Source organism: Candidatus Poribacteria bacterium, assembly GCA_028820845.1.
Lineage (GTDB): Bacteria > Poribacteria > WGA-4E > WGA-4E > WGA-3G > WGA-3G.
The window spans coordinates 67,324-89,343 of record JAPPII010000092.1 but is presented as its reverse complement, the minus strand read 5'-3'; the positions used below and the strand labels follow the sequence as shown (position 1 = coordinate 89,343).

General features: G+C 46.0%; 17 protein-coding genes and 2 tRNA genes. 1 reads left to right on the top strand and 18 read right to left on the bottom strand.

From position 1 onward, the window contains the following. Nucleotides 1–5: 5 nt before the first annotated feature. The 10 genes from OXN25_17295 to OXN25_17250 form a co-directional block, all read right to left on the bottom strand. Nucleotides 6–1,103 carry a hypothetical protein gene (locus OXN25_17295; protein ID MDE0426607.1) on the bottom strand — a complete coding sequence of 366 codons (1,098 nt, stop codon included), beginning with the start codon at nucleotides 1,101–1,103 and terminating at the stop codon, nucleotides 6–8. Nucleotides 1,104–1,256: 153 nt separating this feature from the next. Then, nucleotides 1,257–2,546 carry a type III-B CRISPR module RAMP protein Cmr6 gene (gene cmr6 / locus OXN25_17290; GenBank protein ID MDE0426606.1) on the bottom strand — a complete coding sequence of 430 codons (1,290 nt, stop codon included), beginning with the start codon at nucleotides 2,544–2,546 and terminating at the stop codon, nucleotides 1,257–1,259. A gap of 13 nt (nucleotides 2,547–2,559) precedes the next feature. After that, nucleotides 2,560–2,964, bottom strand: a complete 405-nt coding sequence (cmr5, locus tag OXN25_17285; protein ID MDE0426605.1) for a type III-B CRISPR module-associated protein Cmr5 — start codon at nucleotides 2,962–2,964, stop codon at nucleotides 2,560–2,562. After that, nucleotides 2,930–4,021 (bottom strand): type III-B CRISPR module RAMP protein Cmr4, encoded by a 1,092-nt coding sequence (gene cmr4, locus OXN25_17280; protein MDE0426604.1) that lies wholly within the window; start codon nucleotides 4,019–4,021, stop codon nucleotides 2,930–2,932. Before cmr4 ends, cmr5 begins: the two co-directional genes overlap by 35 nt. A gap of 23 nt (nucleotides 4,022–4,044) precedes the next feature. Then, nucleotides 4,045–5,280 (bottom strand): hypothetical protein, encoded by a 1,236-nt coding sequence (locus OXN25_17275; GenBank protein ID MDE0426603.1) that lies wholly within the window; start codon nucleotides 5,278–5,280, stop codon nucleotides 4,045–4,047. Then, nucleotides 5,277–6,512 carry a type III-B CRISPR module-associated protein Cmr3 gene (cmr3, locus tag OXN25_17270; protein MDE0426602.1) on the bottom strand — a complete coding sequence of 412 codons (1,236 nt, stop codon included), beginning with the start codon at nucleotides 6,510–6,512 and terminating at the stop codon, nucleotides 5,277–5,279. The genes OXN25_17275 and cmr3 overlap by 4 nt, the downstream gene beginning before the upstream one ends. Further along, the gene (cas10, locus tag OXN25_17265) at nucleotides 6,434–8,305 is read right to left on the bottom strand and encodes a type III-B CRISPR-associated protein Cas10/Cmr2 (protein ID MDE0426601.1); all 1,872 of its coding nucleotides are present in this window, start codon (nucleotides 8,303–8,305) and stop codon (nucleotides 6,434–6,436) included. Before cas10 ends, cmr3 begins: the two co-directional genes overlap by 79 nt. A 10-nt stretch (nucleotides 8,306–8,315) precedes the next feature. Next, a complete protein-coding gene (cmr1, locus tag OXN25_17260) occupies nucleotides 8,316–9,170 on the bottom strand; it encodes a type III-B CRISPR module RAMP protein Cmr1 (GenBank protein ID MDE0426600.1) in 855 nt (284 codons plus the stop codon). Between the two features lie 86 nt (nucleotides 9,171–9,256). Continuing rightward, nucleotides 9,257–11,053 carry a TIGR02221 family CRISPR-associated protein gene (gene csx2, locus OXN25_17255; GenBank protein MDE0426599.1) on the bottom strand — a complete coding sequence of 599 codons (1,797 nt, stop codon included), beginning with the start codon at nucleotides 11,051–11,053 and terminating at the stop codon, nucleotides 9,257–9,259. Nucleotides 11,054–11,293: 240 nt separating this feature from the next. Continuing rightward, a complete protein-coding gene (locus tag OXN25_17250) occupies nucleotides 11,294–12,031 on the bottom strand; it encodes a Uma2 family endonuclease (GenBank protein MDE0426598.1) in 738 nt (245 codons plus the stop codon). 278 nt (nucleotides 12,032–12,309) lie between these two features. Between OXN25_17250 and OXN25_17245 the strand changes: the two genes are divergently transcribed. Beyond that, a complete protein-coding gene (locus OXN25_17245; GenBank protein ID MDE0426597.1) occupies nucleotides 12,310–13,110 on the top strand; it encodes a phytanoyl-CoA dioxygenase family protein in 801 nt (266 codons plus the stop codon). Here the strand turns inward: OXN25_17245 and OXN25_17240 are convergent. From OXN25_17240 to OXN25_17205, 8 genes are all read right to left on the bottom strand, one after another. Beyond that, a complete protein-coding gene (locus tag OXN25_17240) occupies nucleotides 13,107–13,550 on the bottom strand; it encodes a Rieske (2Fe-2S) protein (GenBank protein MDE0426596.1) in 444 nt (147 codons plus the stop codon). The two genes, OXN25_17245 and OXN25_17240, sit on opposite strands and share 4 nt — an antisense overlap. 114 nt (nucleotides 13,551–13,664) lie before the next feature. Further along, nucleotides 13,665–14,741 carry an amidohydrolase family protein gene (locus OXN25_17235; GenBank protein MDE0426595.1) on the bottom strand — a complete coding sequence of 359 codons (1,077 nt, stop codon included), beginning with the start codon at nucleotides 14,739–14,741 and terminating at the stop codon, nucleotides 13,665–13,667. Between the two features lie 12 nt (nucleotides 14,742–14,753). Beyond that, the gene (locus OXN25_17230) at nucleotides 14,754–15,839 is read right to left on the bottom strand and encodes an amidohydrolase family protein (GenBank protein ID MDE0426594.1); all 1,086 of its coding nucleotides are present in this window, start codon (nucleotides 15,837–15,839) and stop codon (nucleotides 14,754–14,756) included. Between the two features lie 25 nt (nucleotides 15,840–15,864). Then, nucleotides 15,865–15,937: transfer RNA gene (locus OXN25_17225), tRNA-Val, on the bottom strand. An 11-nt stretch (nucleotides 15,938–15,948) separates the two neighbouring features. Further along, a tRNA-Ile gene (locus OXN25_17220) sits at nucleotides 15,949–16,021 on the bottom strand. Nucleotides 16,022–16,173: 152 nt separating this feature from the next. Then, a complete protein-coding gene (gene rpoD, locus OXN25_17215) occupies nucleotides 16,174–17,697 on the bottom strand; it encodes an RNA polymerase sigma factor RpoD (GenBank protein ID MDE0426593.1) in 1,524 nt (507 codons plus the stop codon). 18 nt (nucleotides 17,698–17,715) lie between these two features. Beyond that, nucleotides 17,716–19,512 (bottom strand): DNA primase, encoded by a 1,797-nt coding sequence (gene dnaG, locus OXN25_17210; GenBank protein MDE0426592.1) that lies wholly within the window; start codon nucleotides 19,510–19,512, stop codon nucleotides 17,716–17,718. 88 nt (nucleotides 19,513–19,600) lie between these two features. Then, nucleotides 19,601–22,015, bottom strand: coding sequence for an endonuclease MutS2 (locus OXN25_17205; GenBank protein ID MDE0426591.1), 2,415 nt, complete (start codon nucleotides 22,013–22,015; stop codon nucleotides 19,601–19,603). Nucleotides 22,016–22,020: the final 5 nt, after the last annotated feature.

Sequence of the window (22,020 nt, the reverse complement as noted above, 5' to 3'; positions counted from 1 at the left end):
TGTGTTCACGCCCAACCGAAGGCAGTGCGTAGGTATTGATGAAATGTTTGCTGGAGGCGATACCATGTATCCCTTCCCCAGATTTCTAAAGACAGGTTTGAATGTCCTGTTGCTTCTTTCAATTCGGCTTGGATCAGCTGCTGCGCCTCTTGCGAAGCACCACACAACACGATGGCGCGTGCCTCAATACCACCGAGTTGCCGCATCCGTAAAATAGCCTCCATCCCTTTTTGCTTCACCCGGGCATGTTCCTTAGCAAGGGTACACGAAACGACAACGATTTGGTAGCCTAATACTGCAACCACGTCAAGCTCAAAAGGTTTCACACTTGCATCTGATGCCTCGGCTCGCCGGACATACACCTTGTGGAAGAGTCTATAGTTGTTCCGATCTGAGCATTGTCGAGAGATGGCTGCCAAGGCATCCTGAAAGGCGGCGTAGGCCCCATACTCAAGGAGTTCTGGTGTCATATACCTCCCACTATTGAGTGTTGCACGGCCCTTCGCCAATTGTGCTTCATTAAACGTTTCAGGAGCGGGACAATTTCTCGTTCGATTGTTACCCAATTCATCCCAGTAGGCATAAGGAAATGGACCGAGTTCAAAACCGTTGAGTTCAGCGATGCGCTCCAGCCAAGGCGCGACTCCCTTGCGAGTATCTGAGATTAAGACATTTCCGTTCCGGTCTATGAGGGTTGCACCTGCATCTGCACGTGGATCCAGGTAGGAGGTTTCTATATCCATATTTTGTGAGGGGAGCAAAGCCTTAATACTTTCTGCCGCAGCGACGGTTTCAACGCACATCACCTTCGTACCCCCCGTATAATGCACGTGAATGCGAGTCGTATTGTCTGGCAAATTGTGTAGGAGGTTCTGGGTTATGTCGTTGCGTACAGTCGCTGGATTTCCCGACACTGTTTCGACCGTATCCATAGTGGATACACCGTGACTGTATTTCAGCAATCGGTCCCGTTCGGGTTGTGTCTCTTTCGTATGCACGAGTCGTACGTGGATCCGGGGTAGCAGTTTCGCTTTCAAATGATGGAGTGCCACCCACACCGGTAGTGGATTGGTGCCGACTGTTAGCATGAGGAGTGTTCCCATACGGGCAATTTCCTCCGTGTTCCTACAAATTTTGTCTGCTGCCGCGGATGTTGCCTTTGTGTTTTGGTATTTTCAGCGGTTCTTGGACGGTGTATGTGAATCTGTAGCGTGCGAAGCGAAAGTTTTGGAGTATGATAGTTGGTGTCTCGGCATTCAACTGTCACCTAAAATTGACTTAATTTCCATCACTTTTCTTCTTTGCTTATTAGAGCCTCCATCCCATTTATTAATGCGCTGCCAATAAGCCTTGAATGCTTGTGCAATTAGCTGCTTTTCATTCCCTTCAAGTGATGGAAGTTCATTGTTGTAAATTTCCACGGCACGCTGTTCATCCACTGGCTTGTCGGTAAGACGATTCAATTCTTCAACAAATTGTTCAATAGGAGAAAGGTTTGCCAATCGTTCAGCTTCTCGTTGCTTTTTAGCCGCTTCTTGTTCTTGTTTGAGTTTGTCAGTGACGTTATCAGTCTTGTCTTTGAAATCCGTGAAATATCCATAACCAACAGATGTTTTTGCACCAATACCTTTTAATTTCAACGCGTCCTCAAACCGATTCTTGAGTTCATCAAGTGGCTCTTGAGTCTTTGCTAAGAAAGCGAATCGGAAAGTAGTCTCTTCAACAGCAAGGAAATTAATAGGCACGGGATTTTGATGGTCAGTTGGCGGTTCGCTGCCACTGTAATATTTAGGATAGTGTGGATTCATGATGTCAGTTGTAAAGCAGACATTTTTAGGATAAGCATCAAGAAACTGTACTTTCCCGCGCTGTTTTTGACTGCCAAAAACAGTCAGAAAATCTGTATCTTCAAGAGCTTTATCTTCGTCAATTTCGCCTTCTTGTAACCACCAATGCCGTAATACACCTTTAACTGCACTCCCAGGAATATACGGGATACCGTAGATGTGGTGAAGCGTCATACTTGTTTCTTGGACATGTTCACTCCCGATGCCTACGACCAATCGCCAATCAACCGTTGCCTCAACGCAGTATAGTTTAACACCTTGTTTAGCAAATTGCACAAGTTGTTGTGTTTGTCGTTCTCTTAGTTGAGCAATAAGGCCTGAATCGGGAGGCTGAATATATCTAGGAAAATCAATCTTATCAATATTATTTGGTGGATCAATTTGCAAAAAATAACTATATTCTAATGCACAGTTTTCAATATTGGGGCGTTTATAAACTTCAAGTTTATTTACATTTCTGAAAATAAAAAGGTTATGTTTCCCATCCATTACCAACCACTTCCCTTCAATACCCCTATTTGGATTATCTCGTATTTTAACCCAGACGTGGGCGTTAGGGGAAAGGCGAAGGCGATTTAGTAAATTTTGCAAGCGAGGTCCGCCAGCATTCAAGTCACTTGCATAACGAGTTTCAAGATTAGAGACGAACTCAAGTTTGACAATCTTTGTGGTATCTGATGGATGATAATTTGCGGGCATTAGTGGGCCTTCCTTAATTTTCAATTAGACCATCAACAAAACGACGCATCCAATTGAGTAATGCAAGGGTTTCAACGGTGGCTTTTCGATAGGCATGCGATTCGAGCTGGATCACCTCTTTGACAAGTTCCTCATCTTTTTCAACCAATCGCTTGACATCCTCAGTTTGTAGCCAGATTCCAATATCTTCGTACAACTGATCGTAAGCGTTTTTAGGTTTTTCCTCGTCTTTTTCGCCCTTACTTTTCAAGAAAGCTAAACTTTGTCCAAGTCCGTTCATTTTTATCTGAACGGGGAGTTTTTTTGCAGCGGATTTGTACTCCTTCTTTAGAGAATCGCTAACCTCCTGTACTACCTTGAAGGCATAAGATGCCCGTCCTTGTTCAATTCCTTTGAGTGTCGTTACTTCCTGTGCCATCGTTTCCTCCTTGGTTTTGATAGACGTGTGTACGGACTATTCCTTTACCGATTGTTGCATTACCGCCAATTTGGATAATATCTGGTAAACCGCCCGCAAAGAAATTCATCACCTTCTCGGATTCAATAAGACTTTTAATCGCTTCGGAACGCTCATTACCATTACCATCGCTGGGCTTAGCATCCGGTGCTTTCTCGATTCGGCTTTCGACCTCCTCGTCGCTGGTATAAAAGATGTTCTTTTTGTCCTTCTCCTTTTCGCGTCTTCTTTCAACATCATCATCTTCTATTTTTATAAATAGCGGTGTTGTCAATGCAAGCGAATAGAGAATCGAATCAGTCGGAAGATATTCCTCGTACCACAACGCACCATCTACAACGGTGCCTTTTTTACTATCAATTTTGGTTCGGGCAATAACTTCCGTCGAGAGCATGACGAAATCTCGGAAATCGTCATCGCTCAACACAACGATATCTTTTTCAATTTTATCACACCAGTAATTATAACTTGGGTCGTTGGTTGGCAATACATTATGAGCGATCCACTTTGCAACAATATCACATCCATCATTATGCGTGACAGTAAATGTGTATTCTTCAAGGACAATTTTCTTGGCATCTCCTTCATCCTTCACGATGAGAGAACTTTCGTTTGGCACCGTATTGGCATCAGGGATATTCTCAACAAAATCAACGCTCGGTTGACAGATGGAGAGATCGTGTTTGAAACGTTCTAAAGCTGCTGGGCATGTTACCCATGCAAACACGCCTTTGACAGATTTCACCGGAAAAAGCAGGAGACGTGCATCGGTGAATCCTAAAGCACCCGCGTGTAAATCACCATCTTCGGGACCAAAGACAAGTTCAACTTTAGGTTTTTCTACTTGTGCCCTAAAAATTTCACGGATACTGCCTTTTAGTCCGGACGCTTCGATTTTTGGGTAGTCCGTGTGTTTCTCGCGTTGAATCGGCAGATCAACGATGCCGAGGTCGCTACCGCTTCCTGCATGGAGCGGTGTTTCTACGATTAGAAATAGGGGTTTAGCTTGTTTGAACATATTCTGGCTTATCCTCGCTAAAATTATGGCTTTATGTCAAATGTATGTGTATTAAAACAAGTTGTAGAATGGTTACATCTCATACGTTTTTTCCATACGTTATATCCCTCGGTTTTCATATGTGTACCTTTGTCGTATATTTTGATTTGAGTGATAGTTCGACTATTAACCTCAAATGTATACATTAAGCGTATTTGAGCAATAGCTGTTGACTTGAAGATAAATATATCATGCCCCTGGACTTGCCCGGTGTGGTTTAAATCGTCGTGGGGTCCCAACTTACGAATTTTATGGTAACACTTCGCAGGATCAAGATATTTTGGAGATAGAACCGAACGTAACCGTCTATAAAGTTCTTGAATTACACCTTCGATCGTTGTGTCTTTTCTAATGTTATTTGCCAAATCAACAATAAAATGGTTTTTCAGATACTGATCCCAGAAAATAACGCCAATTGGTGAAAGACATGCCCCAACATCATTATCTGACCAGATGAAGGCATCTAATTCTTCAACAGCTTGATAATTATCTCTTTTGAAATCTTGCCAATCATCAACCTCAATGCCTGTATCAATTTGCGCCAAAACGTTAGAGTGGTGTTTAATCAAATTCCAATCAATAGCAAGCGGAGCCTGTGGAATTACAATGAGTTCATCACTATCCTCAAAGTTATAATAGAGCGGAACGCGTTCAAGTTGTGCGAAAATTGTCAGATATGGCAAAGTTGCTCCATATCCTCCGGTGATATTGATAGCAAGATTCTGACGGTCTCCAGCCTCCCAGTCTTTAATATAATTGATCCTATGAAACAATTTGGGCATGCCTTCACGTGAAAAGTCCTGGGGGTCTGTAACTTGTAAATCACGAATTACATCAATCTGCCCGGAAGTTGGATCCGCATTGAATGTAGCAGTTATATTGCTCCCTAAAACATTGTTAGGATTATTGATTTGCTCCATTAAAATTTCTGCCGCCAATCGCGAGGCAATTGTATCTGAGGCAAGCAGATGAACTATTATATCACTCCGGAGATGGTTCTGAATTAGTTCTGTGCTCTGGAGCTCCGCTGAAGCGGATGTTATATTTTGGCTGATAAATCCTTCGCTAGCTGTTTTGAGAACCTCGATATATCGAGAATAGTTATCCCATTCAGATTCAGGTTTGTTTTTAAGGTTTTGGAAACGGTCATTAATAGTTTGATTATACACTGAACCATTGGTAAAAAGCGATGTTCCAACAGGCGTGATGACAACGGTCATATCTTGTCTCCTCTAACAGCACCGACGAAGCAGAGCCCAAATCCTTCCGCTGCTTGGTAGTCGCTTATGTTTTTATAGTGAAAGGCGTTAATGATAGTGTTAATGCAAATTTCATCGGATATCTTGAAATAATAGACACTCCCGGCTGGAACTGCCTGACGCGTCGGTTTTGGTGCATTCTTTTTCATATCCCAGCCACCAATAGCGATCGGTTTGCCAACGGCTGCTGTGATCAACTCAAATGACAATGATGAATATTCAACTTTGTGCGTTTCTTTGTCAATCCATTTTGGTAGCCATCCCTGATCAAAGATAGCAGGCGTTGCAAAATAGAGTTTAAAAGCACGAGAACTACAGATTGATACCTTGAGAGCTGTCATATCCTTCTCTGTAGCAAATGGATTGGGGTTATGGCCACTTTGTTTATAAGTGAAACTTTTGCCTTCTCCGCCAAGTTTCAGTAATCCCTTTTCCGGTAGCATTTCCTCACACTGATAATCTACGACAAATCCTAAATCTGATAATGCCTTCCGTTCATTTGGGTTATTGTGGAATTGAGGTTGAAAGCGGGACATATTAATCCTATACAGCATGTTGTCCTTAGAAGCAGATGTATTGTAATCCCGATCAATACCGATTTTGGGTTCAGAGCGAACAAAATCCTCAAGTGACTTGAATATAAACTCTGTTTGTCCACCGAGGAGATATTCTGTTAGATCTATACCTTCTAATCTGCCATCTGTCTCTGACTCAACATCCTCATCATCCGCATCCCATCTCAAGTAGCGATTGAGTGGAGAATTTGAGATAAAGTTAGATTTTTCAGGAGAGCATTCAAGTGCATAGAGTTTCTCTTTCTTTTTGGTTACCAGATCTAAAGGGATTGGGTAATAGATTTCAGATTCTCTATCGGCTAGAAAAACGCCATTGAGGCTTATAGAGCCCAGTGAGTTGGGTGTTCCTATGGTCTCTGCCATTTTTCCTTGATAAAAAGAAATTAAATCGCCCTGCTCGGAAATGTATGCCGTTCTTAACCCGCCGAGTATTGTTGAAGGTAAAGGTGGAAAAATGGAATAGCCCTCTGATTGATCACCCTTTGTAAAGGGGCGACCATCTCGAAAAAAGAAGGTATCATTTGCCTGAAGAAATAGTATCACTTTGACTCCCTTGTAATAAAGACGATTATGTCCAAAAAATTGAGAAATTTCTTGAAAGGCGTGAAGTAACTCCACAATTCAATCGTTTCTGCGATTGTCTGTAGACTTGTCTCGTCAAGTTTTTCGTTTTTCTTCTTATAGGCACGTTCAATAAGACGCATAAATTCTTTATCAATGATGGCGGGTGGTAAACCAGTCATCAGATCACCTTCATCACCTATTAATTTTGTGACTGCGTTCCGAAAGGTGTATATAAAACTTTTAGAAATTTCATTATCTTGTAGAAGTTTGACCAATCTCTGACTGATAGTGAGTACATCCAGATCACTGGGGTTCCACTTTGTCACCATTTCACTGATATTTCCAGAGTGCTTGAACAACGCAATACCCATTGCATCCTTTCCATCTTCTTTTTTCGCTTCCTTTTCCATCCGTCGTGCATGCCGAATCACGTTATTAAGTGGCATCTTATTGTGGGCAATGCACACACCGGCGGAAGCACCCGTAAAGCAAGGGAATTCTTCTCGTAACCTTTTTAACATTGGTAACAGGTCCTTGAGATTCGCAAGGGCAAGTAGGTCATCACCGCCTGCATAAGTCAACTTGCCAAGATATTCCTCTTCAACAATCCGACGCGCTTTTTTTGAGTAGTTAATCAGCTGCCTGCTATTTTCAGCATGCTGATCTTGACTTTCAACTTCCCGATTTATTTCTCCCATATTGTCAGCATCAAGTGCTATAGCGGCATAATATTTCCCTGGCTCACCTTTAAGCACTCCAACAAGATCTTTACGTAATTTCTTACACTGTTCAATTTGATTTTTTTCTGGCAATACATTAATGTTATAGTAACGTTCAAGATAAGAGTCGTTGTACGTTTCCTCGTACAGCCATTCGCCATCAACATTATTCGGTAAGGGACATTTTATCTTTGGCAATGGTTTAATAGTCGGGATAGTTGCCTCTTCGTCATCTGATTGGCGCAGTTCTTTAACTGCATTACAGAGTTTTGTATAGATTTCTAATGCCTCAGGTTTACAGACGATTCGTTGCTTAAAGCTCGCTGTAGCGACCTCCGATGTTGATGGGAATCTCGGTTTGTTGTTCTTAAATTCATTGCTGAATTCTGAGTGGTTTTCAAGGAAATACCTTCCCATCCGTTTTGTCAATGAGACAGCACTGAGAGCCTCTTTTTCTCGGCAATGTATAGGAGTGTTTTTAGCAAAATCTTCCCACCATTTCATTGCTTCATTAACGGTCTGATCTTCTTTTTTATGAAGTATTTCGTGTATACCATCAAGTGAGCATTTTCTTCCAAGCTCGCTGGTCTGTTTAAACGCCCGACAGTTTTTGATTGCGGCGAGGCTGCCAGCGGTCCGGGCATACCATTTGCCATATTCTTCCTCTGTTTCTTCTTCGGTAATCACCCAATAGATGTCAAAGAAATCAGGAATCTGTCTCTTAAAAATATCTTCAATATAAGTCTTACGCCATGTCCCAAATGCTTTATCAAGTACCCGTGTTGCCATTTTGTTAAATTCGTTTCTTACGCTTATTTCTGCTGTTTTTGCGCGTGTAACCAACTCATCTTGGGTAACTTTGTTTCCAATTGCCAAAAAAAGATTCGGAAAGGATGGTGTTGCAAAATCTTGAGACTTCCAAAAATCAAATGGTGATTTGCTTCCAATAGCAGGATAGATTATTTCAATGCCTTCGGTTTGAACCTGTTTCATTGCCGTTGCTATAAGATAAGACAAAATGTAACTGCCCATCCATAAGTCTTCAGTCTTCCGCGATGCTTCAATAAAAGATTGCACGGGACCTATTGTGAACATGAGCATGAGAGGCTTTGAATGATTTGTACTCATGAAAAATTTCCTACGTGATAATTTCAGCAACAAAAGAAATTTGCTTGTGAATATGGCGTGATTCATACCCTGGATAATTCCAGCGAAGTAGTGTTACAACTGGAACGTATTTCTTTCCTACTTTCTGCACACGGACATGAATGGGGGAAGCCAACCGCCTTTGTCCCTTTGCATATCCTAAGGCATCATCTCTGTGAGTATGAGTTGCTTGTCCTATATCTTTTAACAAGCACCCAACATCAGTTGTAGGATTACCAAAACCAATTAATCCAACCACAGGGTATTGTGGCAAAGTATTAGATGGATGTGTCAATTCAATGGCTCCACCTTTATTAATCTCAAATCGCTTGCCGTCCTCAAACTTTGCAACATTATTAAGCGTATCTAAAACTTCTTGCCGTAGGTCTGGAACATCGGCAAAAGACCAACATGTTTCACGAATTGAACCGAATCCGCGTCGTGAACGGTTGCCAACGCCACCCAGCAAAAAACCGAGTTTTGCAATTTGCCTATAAGTCGAAGCATCTGAAGCGTTTTTCGTAATCAAACATAAATTAAATTGTTTACCTACATCGTAGGCATCCATCTTAAAAGTGTTCTTATGCGGCAACGGACTATATTTTAGGGGAACCCCTAAATCCTTTTTTCCTGGAATACGAATTGAAAATGGAGCTTTACCATCTGTACTACCAAACAATTTTGCCTCAGTTTCCCGCAATGAATCTACATTACAATCCTGCACAGCCCGCCACCAGTAGCGAAATAGTGCTTTGAAAGGTGGGGGTCTAAGTTCCACAACTCTGTTATCATAACCATGGAGAAACATTGGTGTCACGGTTTCAAGATTCAATTGCGTACTATTCATTTTTTCATCTCTGTATAAATTAGGTTTTATCGAGCGTCTTTTCTCAGGCATTCACGTAGAGAAAAAATTTGAACGCCTTTTCCGTTTCAGTCAAGCCAGTGAGAGTCACCTTGCACAAACGGGTCACTTTCCTGCTCTTCCGTTGATCGTCGATCAATGAGGGCGAAACGTTTCACTGGACGGTTCAGTTGCTGTGCTTCCTCCACCAATTTTTGTACAATCACGCCCATTAACGTTGTTCCACCTGTGATGTTTGCTCTAACCTCATCAGCATACGACAGATAGCCCTTGGCATGTTGGGCTACTTTTTCGATTTCATTAAAGCCCCCAAGTGGATCATCCAGTTTAATCTGTTCAATAGCCCCTCTAAACCCTGCTTCATCGGCAGCATCACGAGTACTATCAGCTGATGTGTCCGAACAAATTACGAGACAAGTGTCCGGATCAGCAACTTTTAGTGCTGAGAACAATACACCCGGCCGTCTACCTTGTGGTGAAATCAATAATCGCCCTCCCAACGGTGGCAGTTCAATTTCACTTGTTGTCTTCAAACCATCATCCTTCAGTTGATTCCAAAATTTCTGCACGTCCTTTAGAGAAATAGGAACCTCTTCAAGTGCCTCCGAACGCATTGCGTGATGATGTAGGGCGTTACGCAAATTATCTGTCAGTCGATTCCAGAACTCCCTAAATTCTTCCTGATCCTGTGTTAAGATTAATCGAGGTCCCCCACTTTTAGCAGATGCCCCAATAGCACCGAGGATCCGTTCATATCGGGGCCGGACTTTGTTATTATCCAACCACTTCTCAATCTCAACAGTTTTGCTTGATTTCCAGATTGCCCAAGAGATCACCCATTCCCGCATTAAGCCTACTGCAAGTGAAAGTTGATCCCGTTTCAGATACAAATCGATCATATACGCCTGACGCTTTAATTCATTTTCATCCAAAGGGATCTCCTCTTTCCACTTCCCTTTTTTCGCTGGCAGTTTTATAAACGCTGTTTTTTGCGCTGCACTGACAATGCTCTCAGTAAGTTCACCAACAAGAGGCGGTAGACTCTGGCTATCTGTGGCAGGAAGTTTCTCAATTGAAGCAACAAGACCTCTACTAGCTTTTTCTAATTCCAAGGGCAAGGCGGACTCGTAAGCAAAAGCATAATTTTTTAGCGAGTCAACAGCACCTTTGACTTGATTGGATTTTTTATAAAGTTCAATAGCTTCAAGTGGAGGTTTCTTGGCTCCGTTCTGTAATTTGCTTCCTTGTTCACGCAGCTGATTTGCTAATGGTTGGAGAAGACTCGCCATCGGATTTGTTGTTCCTTGATCGCGGAACATCCGGACAGCATGAAACCATTCTGGCAATTCAAGGAGCGGCTGTAGGTCAATGATGGGTTTAGGTTCCTCCTTCGCTATCCCTTCAACCATGCCGTAGTAGGCACCGCGAATATTTACACCACGAAGAGATTTAAGATACAGCACTAAGGCATAGAAGATAAACGGGAAGTGCCGGAGCCCCTGTGTGACATCAAGGGTCAGATCAGCACCTTCTGGCACGCGATTGGCAACAGTCTCAAGAATCTGACGAATTTCGTCAGTGCTGCTTCCGTTAGGAATTTCAACTAACTCAGGACTCAATCTAAGAGTTCTGCAGATTCCTGCACGAAAAATCTGCCATGTTTCACGCTTGGCATCTTGGGTAACTACCGCGACAACACGATTGGGTAACTGGGATTTCTCAAGGAGTTCCACCAACGCCAGTGGGGTGAGGTCGGCCTCGGCTTTTTTCCCGTTCCATAGATATTCTGTTTTAATCGCTCGCATTCCGAGGCTGGTCAGTAAAATATGTTCTTTACCTACGGATGCGTGGCATGTCTTTGCCATGAAAATTGTCCTTATTCTTTTACAGAAATCATATCACAGATTAATTTATTAATCCAACAGTACTTACGCAAACTGGACAAATATCGGACATACAGACGCAAGAAACCGGTATTCTCCATATTTTTAACCCCCTAAATCCCTCAACTCCCCATCCCCTCTTATCAGGGAGGTAGAGGGCCTTTAAGAAGCAGTGCGTAAGTCCTACCTACTTTTTTGTTCTGGTATAAGATCGGCATTCGTTTAGGATTCACTGTAAGTGCGTGCCTGTAAATGGGCAAGTTGTTCTTGAAGGCGTTCGAGTTCTGCTTCTGCTTTCTGTCGTGCGATGGTTTCTTGGGCAGCGCGTGTTTCGGCCTCTTCGGCGCGTGCGGCGTTTTGCTCCGCGGGCGTTTGGAGCCATTGCTCGGTAACCGGATCGTAAACCGCTAAACGCCTCCCGCGTATATGGAAATCTAAACCGAGAACATCTGAATGGATACCACCGTCAACGCCCGGGGATACTGGGACATAGGTCCCCTTTACCAACTGAAATCCCATCAGGGGCGAAGGCAGATAAAGTGCCTCAGCGTCATAGAGGAGGTAGTTCGGTATACCGAGTGCGGCGTAAAGTGCCATCTTGTCTGTGAGGTTGTTTTGATAAGTGGTTTTGCTTGAGAACTCCATCACAAAGTCTGGCACCTTTCCCTCTTCCCAGACTTTGTAAGTGTGTCGTTTCTTTTGCCCGATACCGAAGGCGACGAGAACATCCGGTGCGATGACTGCGCGCGGGTTGCCCTGGGTGTAATATGTGAGAATATCGCCGGAGACATAGACCTCAGGCCTATGAGCAAAATGTGCCTTCAGCGTTTGCAAGAGCCAAATAAGGATTTCAAGGTGGAAGTCGCTTGCTGCCATCGGTTTACCGTCCGTTTCAGGGTAGAGGTCTGCCGCATCTGTCGGTGCGTAAGGTATGTTGATCCCATTTTTGTAGGTATCCATCGGTGTTTCTCCTTGCCGTGTGGTGCGTGAAAAGACAGAGTTAGGGTCTTGGTAAGATTATACCTTTTTAAGGAGGGGACGTCAATCTTTTTTTAGCCTCGGACACGAAAACGCACCTATCAGTTTTAAAGAGCACCTCACCAGAAAAGCGGAGTAGATATTTTGCTTGACACGAATTGATTTCTCATCTATTTTATTAGCAATTAGCAGTCGGCGTTTGGCAGGAACATTTTCCCTAAAAGAAAAGTGCCCCGGACAACTACGGAGGTTGGAGATAGATGGGAATACTCACGAAAGAGCAGCGGAAGCAGTGGAGGGCTGAAGGTTATATCGTCTTGAAGGGGGTGCTCTCTCCGGATGAAGTGCAGGCACTCCTGACAATAGTGGATGCAATGGACAGCGAGTTTCGGAAAGGTGAGAATGTCACAGCAGACTCTGTTTTCGATAAGCGGAATGCAATGGAGGATCATGACATCTTCGTTGACTTAATGGATCATCCGGGGACGTTCCCGATTGTGCGTGAACTGATGGGCGACTTTATCCAGTTGAGTATGTCTGAGGTGATTGTGCGTCCTCCGAACCCGAAAGATCCGGGGTATCTACACACGGATGGTGGGCAGGCGATGCGGACGATTCGGGTCAGCAGATCAAGTTCGCCGCTTCAGGTCAAACTCCATTACTTCTTGACGGACCTTGAGAAACCCGATAGCGGAAACTTCACCGTCGTGCCGGGAAGCCATAATCGTACGTTTCCAGAAACAGGGGTCAAGGACGGTCCCTATATCCCGGAAGCCGTGCAGCTGCGTGTAAAGGCGGGGGATGCTGCTGTTTTTCCGCACGCATTGTGGCATGGTGTTGCCAGCAACCGGTCGGAACAGCCTCGGAAGACGCTCATCTATTGCTATAGCCATCAGTGCTTCCGACCCTTTGATTATGAGAAGGCATCGCCGGAACTTTTGGAACGCTGCACGCCGCGTCAGCGGAGATTGATTGGGGATATTGGCGAATGGAAACCGGGGTCGTATTTCTATTCGCCAGGGGATCAGGAGAAATTGATTGATGGGCAAGAGGTGGATTAGTCGATTTCGATGACGACGTACTTCTGCTCAACGGTGACGGGGAAGGTATCGGCGACGTAGGGACCTTTTTGAGGTTCAGCATCAGAACTGGATGCCTCGATGTCTTCACCGCTCTCGACGTGGACTTCGTATTTTCTGACGCGCCGCTGCGCTGGACTCCACCAAGATTGCCCTGTTTTGATGTCGAATTCCCAACTGTGCCATGGGCAGCGGAGAATCTCGCCTTTACGGGTGTAGTTATAGTTGCCTGGACCCGAGGATTCTAAGAAGCCGGTGACAAGACCGCTACATAAAGGTCCGCCTTGGTGGGGGCAGCTATTACGGATAGCGTAGTATTCGCCATCAATGTTAAAGACACCGATGGAGCGTCCACCGATTTCAATGATTTTGCGTTCACCGACTGGAATTTCGTCTGCTGTTGCTACTACGTATTTGGGCATTTGGGTGTTGGTTAATGGTTAATAGTTAATAGTTGTTAGTTGAATAAGGCGCGATTTTATAGGGAATCGGTGCGGTTAGAAACCGCACCTACCTATTTTAAGAGCGAATCGCTACTACAGTTTATCAAAGTCGTAAAGTTCGCGGGCGTTGTCGGCTAAAATCTTTCGACGGAGTTCGGGTTTCAGGAAACTCGGCAACGCACGGTCAGGCGCGTCAAAGTCCCAATGCGGGTAATCTGTGGCGAACATCAGTTTGTCGTTCATATCCATCTGCTCAAGCATCTGCTCGAAATACTCGCGTTTGGGTGGTTCTTCCATCGGTTGTGTACTCAGCCAGAAATGATCTCGGATGTATTCTGAGGGTTTCCGTTTCAGATCCGGTACTTCCGCCCGTAGTTTCTCCCACGTTGCATCCAGTCGCCAGATAAGAGGTGGGAGCCATGCGAATCCGCCTTCAATGAGGACAATCTTGAGGTTCGGGAAACGCTCAAATACGCCTTCAATGACGTAACTGATGACCTGCGTGTGGAAGGCTTGTGGCATACCGCCGTGGTCTTCAATGTAATAGGAGGGCCATCCGGCACCTGTAATCTGACCCTGATTGCCGCCGAAGTGGATACCGATGGGTAAATCATACTCACAGGCGGCTTCGTACATTTTCCAATATTTTCGGTTTCCAAGCGGGTCTCTCGTCCGTGCAAGGAGCAAGATCTGAACAAACGCCGGGTTGGGACCACATCGGTGAATTTCCTCAGCAGCAAGATCAGGATTCTCATAGGCGGGAACAATAGAGGCGCGTAGGCGCGGGTCAGGTTCGACCCAATCGGCGACCTGCCAATCGTTGACGGCACTGGCGAGTGCGGCACCGAATTCAATATTCAACTGCTCCCCAACAGGCATGAGTGGGTTCAGCACGCCGTACTCGATGTCGAATGCGTCAAGAAGCTGCTCCTGCATAAATTCCAAATCTGCACCCGGAGAGAGTCCTGAAGGGGGCCATGCGTCACGCCGGGCGGCATTCAGAAGCGCTCGCGGATAATAGCCACCGATGCGGCCCCGGAGCCCAAAGGTCTTATAGTACTCCTGCCATCGTTCGGATAGATAAGGGGATAGACCTCCCGGCGGAATCGAGTTGTGGATGTCGCAATCAATCACTGGCAACTTGGAACGTTTGGTCGTTGTGTTTTCCATTGCGTTTATCTCCTATGGGTTATTGGTTGTCAGTTGATAGAAGGCACGAGCATTTTCATATAAAATTTTGCGGGTAAGCGACCCTGGCAATTCTGCTGGTAGTGCATCGCTCGGTGTATTGAACTGCCAATGCGGATAATCGGTTGAAAACATAAGCATCTCATCAGACTCCAATTGCCCGATAATTTGGAGGAGCTGCTCGGGTATCGGTGGCGTATCAATAGGTTGTAAGGTAAACCGAATATGCTTCCGCATATACTCAGAAGGCGGACGTTTCAGCCACGGTGTGTTGTTTCGGAGCCCCCGCCATTCTTTATCAATCCGCCACATCACAGCGGGGAGCCATGTAAACCCGCTTTCAATTAGAACGACGCGTAATTCGGGAAACTGGTCGAAAGTCCCTTCTGCAACGAGACTAATCACCTGTGCTTGAAAGACCTGTGTCATCCCGCTATATTCTTCCAAATAGGTCGATGGCCACCCCGTCGCGGAGGGTTGCGTCCCAGGAGCACCGCCGTAATGGATGGCGATAGCGAGATTGTGTCGGACTGCTGCTTCGTAAATCGGATAGTAATTGCGGTTGCCGTACGGGACACGTGAACGAACAGGGAGTACAGTTTGGACAAATCCGGGGTGATCGCCGACCCGCTCAATTTCTTTCGCAGCGAGGTCGGGAATTTGGCTTGGAATTACCAGAGAGGCACGGAGTCGGGGTTCTGGATCGAGCCAATGTTCTATCTGCCAATCGTTTACTGCTTGTGCGATAGCAGCGGCGAGGTCAGGGTTATGAACGCTCTGAACGCGATAGGCACAATTGAGGATGCCGTATTCGAGGTTCCACCCATCAAGCAGGTGTTCGCGCACATGTTCAAGATCCACATCCCAGGGCGAAGGTGCGTCTGGATGCGTCGTTAACGGTGCGGCGCGCGGGTAATCGTTTGCATCGGGTCCCCTAAAGCCGGAGGTGCTGCAATAGTCGCACCAAAAATCAGACATATACGGGAAAAGTGCCTGTAAATTTGGGACTTCGTTATGAATGTCACAGTCAATAGCCTTGATGCCAGCCTGGACGAAATGCGGGACATCCCTGCTTTCCATGTACCGCTCCTTGATTTAACAACGATGGGGCGTACTGGATTTGAACCAGTGACTTCTACCGTGTGAAGGTAGCGCTCGTACCCCTGAGCTAACGCCCCACGTAGCGATATGGGCCCACTAGGACTCGAACCTAGGACCAGTCGGTTATGAGCCGACGGCTCTGACCACTGAGCTATGGGCCCGCTTTAATTGCTTTAATTTGATATACGAATTATACGATATTTCGGTGTTAAAAGCAAATTTTTTAAGGGTTATGGATTGTAGGTTCTGGGTTGTCTGCTGCTACATGAAGGCTACACGTGCGCAAACTAAAAGTTTACGCTACATATCCATGTTAGTTAACAAAATCACGGAGTTTTCGGCTTCGGCGTGGATGCCGTAATTTACGGAGTGCCTTTGCCTCAATCTGTCGGATCCGTTCCCGGGTCACTTTAAAGATACTCCCGACCTCTTCAAGCGTTCTTGGATAACCGTCATCAATCCCGAAACGGAGCGAAATCACGCGTCTCTCGCGATCGCTTAAGTCGTCAAGGACATCTTGGATCTGTTCCTTGAGAATGTTCAATTCAGCTTCCTGCACAGGGGATGGTGCGTCAGTGTCTACGATGAAAGAGCCGAGAGGATTATCGTCTTCTTCGCCGATCGGTGTGTCTAAGGACGAGGTTTCTGGTGCGACTGACAAAGCCTCGGTGACCTTGCTGGTCGAAATTTTCAAATCTTGTGCGATCTGTTCGGCAGTCGGTTCACTCCCCAATTCTTGGAGTAGGGAGCGTTGGACGCGTCGTATCTTGTTAATGCGTTCGTGCATGTGAACAGGGATCCGAATCGTGCGTCCCTGATCAGCAATCGCGCGGGTGATACCCTGTCGAATCCACCATGTCGCGTATGTGCTAAATTTGTAGCCGCGCTGGTAATCGAATTTATCGACCGCTCGCATTAACCCGATGTTTCCTTCTTGGATTAAGTCGAGAAATTCGAGTCCTGATGAACGGTGCCTGTGTTTCTTTGCGATACTGACGACGAGACGGAGATTGGCTTCAACAATTGCCATCTTTGCAGCTTGCGCCTCAGACTCGCCTTCATCAATTTGCTGGGTGAGAGATTTGAGGTGCTCGCGCGAGACGCCAATTTCATTCATCTGCTGTCGGATACTGCGTTTACAGCGGACAATTTCGATGTAGGCTTCCGCCATCGCAGCCGTTTCAAACTTCCGTTTCGGGTCACTATCACCATTGAACCATTCGTGAGGAATATCGTGAGATTGTTGGAGGTACTGTACTTGGCTCTCCCATACACTAATCTGATATTCCGACTGTTTGACGCGGTCAGAGATTTTGCTAATCTCTTCGCGGTCAATTTTCAGTTTGTCGAGCGTTTTCATCAATTTGTTACGCGTTTTCGATTTCTGCGCGGATGCGTTTCCATTTTCGGCAGCATTGAAACGTTCTATCTCCAGTTTCTCCAGCACGTCTAACGCCTTCTTCACCTGTTCCCGAAGTTTCCGTTCCTTGTCCTGGGTTGATGTGCTCTTAACGGGCATATCAATAATATCAGATGCCCGTTTTTTGGCAGTGACGACTTTATAGAGCATCTTCCGAATTTCTGTAATTGCCAGTGCGGTTCCGAAGGTCGCCTCAAGCGCGGCGCGATGGCCGGCTTCAATCCGTTTGGCGAGTTCGACCTCTTGGGTCCGATCAAGCAACTGAAATCTTCCCATCTCACGCATATAGACTTTCACCGAATCATCTGTGTAATTACCGGCGAGAGCGGATAAGTCTGCCATCTCATCGTCATATTCGAGATCATCACCGCTCTCAGAATCCAGATAATCAACGGTAGAATAGTCTTTAAAATCCATGATTAACTTGCTCCTTTTCTAAGGTTGTCCGGTTAAGGCGCGTCTCTGGTTTGAAAGTTTCACTAATTCCTTGAGGGTTTCCACCTCATCTGTGCCCTCAGCGAGTGCATGGGAGCGGATACGCTGTTCGAGATCTTGTAAGAGGAAATTCTTGAGTTTATTGAGGCAGCCGTCAACCCGCGCTCGCAATAAATTCGGAGGCGGCGTTCTACGGAGCAGCGCATTCGAGACGAATCCTCTCACTTCCTCATCAGGGCACGCATTGATGAGTGTTTGGATGTCAACGTTTTCATTGTCCTTACACGCCTCCCAGAGCAATTGCGCTATTTTAGAGAAACGCGGTTCTGTGAAATTCTGGTAATGAAATTCCGATTTAACACTTGGAATTAACGCTGGACTTTGAATTAATGCTTCAATGAATTGACTTTCGATTTGGGCGCGTGTGGATAATTTTTGCGGTGCGTTCTTCGCTTGCCTCACGCGTTGAGGTGTCTGTTCTGCTTGAAGTCCTGCGTCTCGCAATTCCTGCCAAAGCACGCGTTCATCAATATGTAGTTCACGCGCGGCGTATTTGACGTATTCACTGCGCTCCATCCGATTTTTGAGACTTAGGAGCGTCTCCGTAATTTCCTTAGCAATCTGTGCTTTCACGTCAACTCGGTGGATGTCCTGTCGTTGAATAGCTGCTTGAATCTGAAATTCGATGAGGTTTATGGCTCTATCAGTAAGTTCCGTGAAGGCAGACGCACCGTGTTGTCGTGTAAATGAATCGGGATCCTCTCCAGCTGGAAGAAGTGCTACGCGGACGCGCAATCCCTCTGCGAGCACACGGTGCAACCCACGCTGCGCTGCTCGGAAACCCGAGGCATCTCCGTCATAGACGATAACGACTTCAGGGGCAAACCGCTTCAATAAACCGGCGTGATTTTCACTCAGAGAGGTTCCAGAGGACGCTACCACATTCTCAATCCCGGACTGATAAAGCATTAAAACATCCATATAACCTTCGACGAGGAGGACTCGCTGCTGCTTGTAAATGGATTGACGGGCTTTATCGAGGTTGTAAAGGAGATTGCTCTTATCATATAGAACAGTCGCAGGCGAATTCAGATATTTGGGTTGATGTTCTTCAGAAAGCGCACGCCCCCCAAAGGCGACAGGCGCACCGCGTTCATTACAAATCGGGAACAAGATCCGATTCCAAAACCGGTCTTGCGGACCCCGATCCTCGTCCTTGATTAATCCGGCATCAATCAACTGTTGGGTTGTAAATCCTTCGTCCGTGGCAGCCTTCACGAGATTCCGCCGTCCCGGCTGTGCGTACCCCAATTGAAACAGCCGAAGGGTCTTCGGTTGGACCCCACGATGTTTCAGATACCGCATGGCTGATGTACCGATCCTGTCAGTAAACAGTTGTCGGTGGTAATATTCCACCGCAAAACGGTTGAGATCCTCCAAAGATGTGAGCCGTTTTCGAATCGCAATTTCACGGACATCTTGGGTTGGGAGCGTAATATTCAAGCGATCTGCCAACCATTCTGCTGTCTCTCTAAAGGATTTACCCTCATGCTTTTGGATAAAAGAGATAACATTGCCGCCTGTTTGACAACCGAAACAATAGAACATCTGTTTTTCCGCTGAGACGGTGAAAGAGGGTGTTTTCTCGTCATGGAATGGACACAGTCCCTTGAAATCACGACCCGCAGGACGCAGGGCAACGCCGCACTCGGAGACGACTTCAACGATGTTCGTACGCCTCCGAATTTCATCAATCGTTTCCCTGGGTATATGGTTTCTTGATCGAGCAGCGTTCACAATGAATCTGTCCTAATATGGTTATAAGTTATAAGTTATAAGTTAGGCGAAGTTAGAAACATCGCCTACCAAGTTAGGTGTGTTTACGTCACTCCTTAAACGTGACAACGGTTACACCTTCACCGCCTTGATCGTAGGGTGCGAATTGGTATTTCGCGACATGTGGATTCCCACGCAATTCCGCATGCACAGCGTTCCGCAATGCGCCTGTCCCCTTGCCGTGCAGGATTCGCACTGTCGGGAGACCGGCAAGATACGCATCATCAAGATACTTATCGGTAATATCCAAAGCTTCCTTTACAAGCATTCCGTGAATATTCAACTCATCGCTGATTGAGTTGGCTTTGCTGTATTGGATGTCAAGCACAGAAGTTGACAATCGGGACACCTCTTGCTTGGGGCGCACGGAGTCGATATCGTGGTATGCGGCTTGCATTTGCATATTCCCCACCAAAATCTGTAAAGGCATTTTCCCGCGGGGTTTTATAGCCGTAACCTCACCGAACTTGCCGAGTTTTTTGACCCTGACCTTATCGCCGACAGAGACTTTAATTTTCGATTGTTTGGGTTGTTGTTTCTTGGGCTGTTTGGGTTGTAGCGATTTTTTGGTGGTTTCTATTTTTGAGAAAGCGTTTTGGATACTCACTTTAGAGGCTTGTTCTTTACGAATATTAGTAACAAGGTTCTCAACAGTTCGTCGCGCCCCAGCAATGATACTGCGCGCTTCATCTTCGGCTTCCTGTTTCAATGTATGGCGTTTTGATTTGAGGTGCTGAAGGAGTTCGTTGTGTTTTTGACGCGCCGATTCAGCATCGCGAAGGTCACGCTGCAAGCGGCTTCGCTCTCCGTCCATCTCATTCTGCGTTTCCTGTAAACGAACGAGTAAATCTTCAACCGCAACGGTATTGCTCCCTAAATGAACCTCCGCTTCATCAAGGATTTCAGATGGAATTCCGAGGCGTTCTGCGATTTTTATAGCGTTGCTACTCCCCGGCACACCAACCTGCAGTCGATATGAAGGACGGAGGGTCTTCCAATCAAACTCCATTGAGGCGTTTTCCATGCGCGCTTGCGTGTGTGCGTAAGCCTTGAGTGCACCGTAGTGCGTCGTCACAATGGTATTAACCCGTCTGTTTCCGAGCCAATCGAGAAGTGCCATGCCGAGGGCAGTCCCTTCACTTGGGTCTGTGCCAGCCCCGATTTCATCTAACAACACAAGCGAGTGTTCGGCGTGATCAATCTTTTTCAGCATCTCAGCGATTTTCGTGATATGTGAGGAGAAAGTGCTAAGACTCTGTTCTATCCCTTGATCGTCGCCGATGTCAGCGAAAACCATGTCAAAGATGGCGATTTTGCTCCCGTGTGCTGCGGGGATATGTAAACCGGATTGCGCCATAAGCGTCAATAAACCGACAGTTTTGAGGACAACGGTTTTACCACCCGTATTCGGACCGGTAATAATCAATGTGTTAAAGGTGTCCCCAATATGGACATTCGTCGGCACGACGCGGTCTGGAAGGTCTTCATTCTCATCAGAATCAGACGCTTTAACACTCTGGAGATGAAATTCGAGTAGTGGGTGCCGTGCCTCAATTAATTTGATGTAACCTCGCGTATTGATTTTCGGCTCAACGGCATTCAATGCAAGGCTGAACCGCGCCTTTGCGTTTAAAAAGTCGAGTTCTGCTAAGAGATCGAGAGATAATTCCAATTCGTGTAGGTTGTCGCGCACACGATCTGTGAGGTCAAGGAGGATACGCCGAATTTCGCGATGTTCTGCTTCAGCGGCTTCGTGGAGTTCGTTATTCATCTGGACAATATCCAGCGGTTCGATAAAAAAGGTTGCGCCGCTTGTGGATTGCCCTTGGACGACCCCCCTGAAAGATGCCCGTGCCTCTTGTTTTATTGGAATAACGTATCGGTTATTTCGAGAGGTGATGACGGGTTCTTGAATCGCTTTTTGATGCTCAGGTGAGCGGAGCGTGGTTTCGAGTTTTTGATGGACATTTTCACGGAGGCGCGATAGCTTACGGCGAACCGCACGCAATTCAGGACTTGCGCGATCGAGTATGATACCGTCAGGGTTAATGCAATAGGTAATCGCCTCAACTAACTCCGAAAACTCTGGCAGCGCATCGACGATAGAAAATAAATTGGGAAATTCGTCTCGGTCGCGTTTTTTAAACGCCTTATGGATGTCTGTAGGAATCTGGGCGACCTTTCGGACATTCAGAAGTTCTTCAGTATCTAAAATTGCCCCGACTTTCGCAGCGTGGTTCAGGGATGCCCGAACATCCGTTAAGCCTCCCAAAGGGATCCCACCGTAGAGTTCATGAAAGAATTTAACTTCACTGCACAACGTCTGTAGATACCGAATTTTGTCAACGTCGTAGGACGGCTTGAGCGCGTCAACACGCGCTATCCCAAGTCGAGAAGCAGTGTATTTCTTCAGGAGTTCTCGGATTTTATCGTATTCTAAAGCCTTTTCAACACTGGGTAACACCGGTG